The organism is Streptomyces sp. OR43 (assembly GCF_008042275.1).
In the GTDB taxonomy this organism is placed as follows: Bacteria; Actinomycetota; Actinomycetes; order Streptomycetales; family Streptomycetaceae; genus Streptomyces.
Genome location: NZ_RDBK01000074.1, coordinates 1 through 3,996 on the forward strand (window position 1 = coordinate 1; position 3,996 = coordinate 3,996).

Annotated in this window: 3 protein-coding genes; all 3 read left to right on the forward strand. The window is 70.3% G+C overall.

Annotated elements, in window-relative coordinates:
• The first annotated feature begins 209 nt into the window (after positions 1 to 209).
• From EAO72_RS40565 to EAO72_RS40575, 3 genes are read left to right on the forward strand one after another with little or no spacing between them, the layout of a single operon-like run.
• A complete protein-coding gene (locus EAO72_RS40565; RefSeq protein WP_261991868.1) occupies positions 210 to 1,970 on the forward strand; it encodes an ABC transporter permease in 1,761 nt (586 codons plus the stop codon).
• 4 nt (positions 1,971 to 1,974) lie between these two features.
• Positions 1,975 to 3,126 (forward strand): ABC transporter ATP-binding protein, encoded by a 1,152-nt coding sequence (locus EAO72_RS40570; RefSeq protein ID WP_148022402.1) that lies wholly within the window; start codon positions 1,975 to 1,977, stop codon positions 3,124 to 3,126.
• On the forward strand, positions 3,123 to 3,926 hold the full coding sequence (locus EAO72_RS40575) for an HAD family hydrolase (RefSeq protein WP_148022403.1): 804 nt from the start codon (positions 3,123 to 3,125) through the stop codon (positions 3,924 to 3,926). Before EAO72_RS40570 ends, EAO72_RS40575 begins: the two co-directional genes overlap by 4 nt.
• The last annotated feature ends 70 nt before the right edge of the window (positions 3,927 to 3,996 follow it).

Genomic DNA, 3,996 nt, shown 5'->3' on the forward strand with positions numbered 1-3,996 from the left:
CCATGTACGGGAGGAAGCTGATCTGGCCATGTACGGGAGGAAGCTGATCTGGCGCAGGGCGACGCCCAGTCTGCTGCCGTTCGAGCGGACCACGACGTAGCCGATCAGCAGCCCGACGGCCCCGCCCCGCCGCCTCCCCCGCCGGGCGAGGCGGCCCGAACGGGAAGCGCGGCTCCGGACGACTGAACCGACTGCGCTACCGCCTGAACGTGCTGCGCCACGAGCCGACCTACGTGGTCGGGGGCGTACTCGTCCTCCTGCTCGCCTACCTCGTGGTGGCGCCGCTCGTCGCCGTACTCTCCGACGCCGCACGGGTGCAGGTGGGCGACGACGGGAAGTCCGGCCAGTCGGTCGGCGCACTCACCGGCTACTACCTGTGGCGCGTCTTCCGCTCACCGGTCAGCGACTTCCTGTTCTGGGAGCCGCTGCGGCACACGGTGGTCGTCGCCCTCGGCGTCACCCTGCTCGCCGTGATCCTCGGCGGCACCGCCGCCTGGCTCCTCACCCGTACCGACATACCCGGCCGCAAGTGGCTGTCGACCGCGCTGGTCGTGCCGTACATGCTGCCGTCCTGGACGTTCGCCCTGGCCTGGCTGGCGCTGTTCAAGAACGACAGCTCGGGCGGGCAGATCGGCCTGCTGGAGGCCTGGGGCGTCCACACCCCCGACTGGCTCGCCTACGGCGCCGTCCCCATCGTCATCTGCCTCGGGCTGCACTACTACCCGTTCGTCCTGCTGCTGTTCGGCAACGCCCTGCGCCGCATCGACAGCCAGCTGGAGGACTCCGCACGCGTCCTCGGAGCGAGACGCCGCACGGTCCTCGGGCGGATCACCCTGCCCCTGATGCTGCCGGCCATGTCCTCGTCCGTGCTGCTGGTCTTCGGCCGCATCCTGGGCACGTTCGGTACGCCGTACATCCTCGGGCTCCCCGTCAACTACGAGCTGTTGTCGACCTCGCTGTTCCGGGCCGTCCACGACCACCAGCAGGGCGTCACCGCCGTGCTCGCCGGCGTCATCGTGGCGATCGGCATCATCGTGATCGTCATCGACACCCGACTGGTGCGGGAGCAGCGCAAGTTCGTGACCGTCGGCGGCAAGGGCGCGATGGACCGCGTCAGCCCGCTCGGGCGCTGGCGCCCGGCAGCGCTGGGCGTCGCACTCTCCATCTTCGCCATCGGCGTGATCGTCCCGGTCGCCACCCTGGCGCTGTCCACCATCAGCAAGACCCCCGGCGTGTTCAGCCTCGACAACTTCACGCTGAAGTACTGGATCGGCGAGCACATCGCCGGCGCCCCCGGCTTCCCGCACGGCGTGCTGCGCGGAACCCAGCTGTGGGACGCCGCGTGGAACAGCCTGCGCATCGTCGGCCTGGCCTCACTGATCTGCGGGGCCGTCGGGCTGCTGATCGGCTACGTCGTGGTCCGCTCGAACGGCAGCAGACTGGGCGTCGCCCTGCGCCAGATCAGCTTCCTCCCGTACATGGTGCCCGGCATCGCCTTCGCGGCCGCGTTCCTGACGCTCTTCGCCGTGCAGCGGGGGCCCGTCCCGGCGATGTACGGCTCGATCACCCTGCTCGTCATCGTGCTGGCGGTCACCCATCTCCCGTACTCCTCGCGCTCGGGCATCAGCGCCATGATGCAGCTCGGCCCGGAACCGGAGGAGGCCGCGCAGGTGACGGGGGCCGGCTGGTTCACCCGGATGCGCAAGGTGGTCATTCCCATCCAGCGCGGGGCCCTGGTCACCGGAGTGGTGCTGCCCTTCATCTCCGGACTGAAGGAACTCAGCATCGTGATCATGCTGACCACCACCGGCACCCAGCTGCTCACCACGCTCTCCATCAATCTCGTGGACTACGCCTACGACCAGATGGCCAACGCGGTGGTGCTCGTCATCTCGCTGATCTCCTTCCTCGCCACGTACCTGACCCAGCGCCTGACCAAGACCAACCTCTCATCGGGACTCGGAGGCTGACGCCATGCCCACCATTGCGCTCACCGCGGTGCGGAAGAGCTACGGCTCCCATCCCCCCGCCATCGACAACCTCGACCTGGAGATACCCGATGGGTCCTTCACCTGCCTGCTCGGCCCGTCCGGCTGCGGCAAGACCACCACGCTCCGCATGATCGCCGGCCTGGAGCACCTCGACTCGGGCTCCATCGCGGTCGGCGGGAAGGTACGCGACAGCGTGGAGCAGGGCATCTTCGTGCCGCCCGAGGAACGGGAGATGGGGCTGGTCTTCCAGAACTACGCCCTGTGGCCGCACCTCACGGTCGCCAGGAACGTCGAGTTCGGGCTGCGGGTACGCAAGGTCCGCGCGGCCGAACGGGCCGAACGGACCATGAAGGCCCTGAAGATGATGCAGATCGACTGGGCCGCCGACCGCTATCCGGCCCAGCTCTCCGGCGGCCAGCAACAGCGCGTCTCCCTGGCCCGCATGCTCGTCATCAACCCCGAAGTGCTGCTGTTGGACGAGCCGTTGTCGAACCTCGACGCCCAACTGCGCCTGGAGATGCGGGCCGAACTCAAGCGGCTGCACGACGAGACGCGCCACACCATCGTCTTCGTCACCCATGACCAGCTGGAGGCCATGACGATGGCCACCCACGTCGTCGTGATGAACAAGGGCGAGGTGCAGCAGCTGGCCCCGCCGCTGGAGGTCTACCACCGCCCGGCCAACACGTTCGTGGCCCAGTTCGTCGGCAGCCCCCCGATGAACCTCTTCGACGCGGGGACCGACGACGACGGCCCGTTCCGCGGGGCCGTCCACGACCGCGTCGTGTCCGAACGCCGCGATCTGAACGGGAAGTTGCGCACGGTCGGCGTCCGCCCGGAGTCGATCCGCCTCGCCGCGCGCCCCGCGTCCCCCCGCCCCGTCCCGGACGGCGTCCTGGAGTTCGACGCCACCGTCACCACCGTGCTGCCGACCGGCTCCAGCACCACGGTGTCGCTGGACGCGGCGGWCACGGAGCTGTACCTGGTCTCCTTCAAGGCCGTGACCGCCGCGCCGGGCGAGACCGTCCGCTGCTCCGTTGACCTGAGCGACCTGCATCTGTTCGACGGCAACGGGGCCAGGCTCCCGGAGCCTTCGGCCGTCCCCGCGCCCTCCAAGGAGTACACCGCACCGTGAACCAGCTGATCCGCCCCGCAGCCCTGCTGCTCGACTTCGGTGGAGTCGTCGTCGCCACCACCAACCGCCCCTCCTGGCCGGAGGAACTGGCCACCGAGCTGCACCACGACCTCCAGGCCGCGGGCTGCCACGAACTGACGCACGACGACATCGTCAGCGATCTCAGGGCGGCGGCCACGGCCGACTCGCACTGGAAGAACGCGATGTCCCGGCCGGCCGCACCGGTCGAGATGACCGCCCACCGCTACTGGACGGAGTTCGTCGCCGCCGACTGGCCCCCCGCCGCCCTGGCCTTCGTCACCGCCCACGCCCTGGTGCTGTGCCACCGCCAGGGAGAGCTGCGCCAGGACCGCGAGACACGGGCCGGCACGGTTGAACTCCTGGACGCCGCCGACCGGTTCGGGGTCCCGGCCGCCATCGTCTCCAACGCGCTGAGCGGCTCCGTGCACCGCGACTACCTGCGGAACACCGGCCTGGACAAGCGGCTGGCCCTCCAGGTCTACAGCGACGAGGCGGGCGTCCGTAAGCCCAACCCGGAGATGATCCACCTCGCCGCCCGCGCCCTGGACGTGCCCGCCGCCCGGGCCTGGTACGTCGGCGACAACTTCGACCGCGACGTGCTGTGCGGGCGCCGGGCGGGCGTCGGGGCGAGCGTGCTGATGGAGGCCCGCGGCACGTACGAGCGCCCGTACGTGGTCCGGGCCGAGCCGGATGCCGTGGTCGCCGACCCGTACGGGCTCCGCGACCTGCTGATCACCGCGTGCACCCAGCAGGGCCCGGGACCGGCCGATGACGCGTAGCCCCGGCACGCGCGGCGCCCGCACAGCACGTCGCGGTCGAAGTTGTCGCCGACGTACCAGGCCCGGGCGG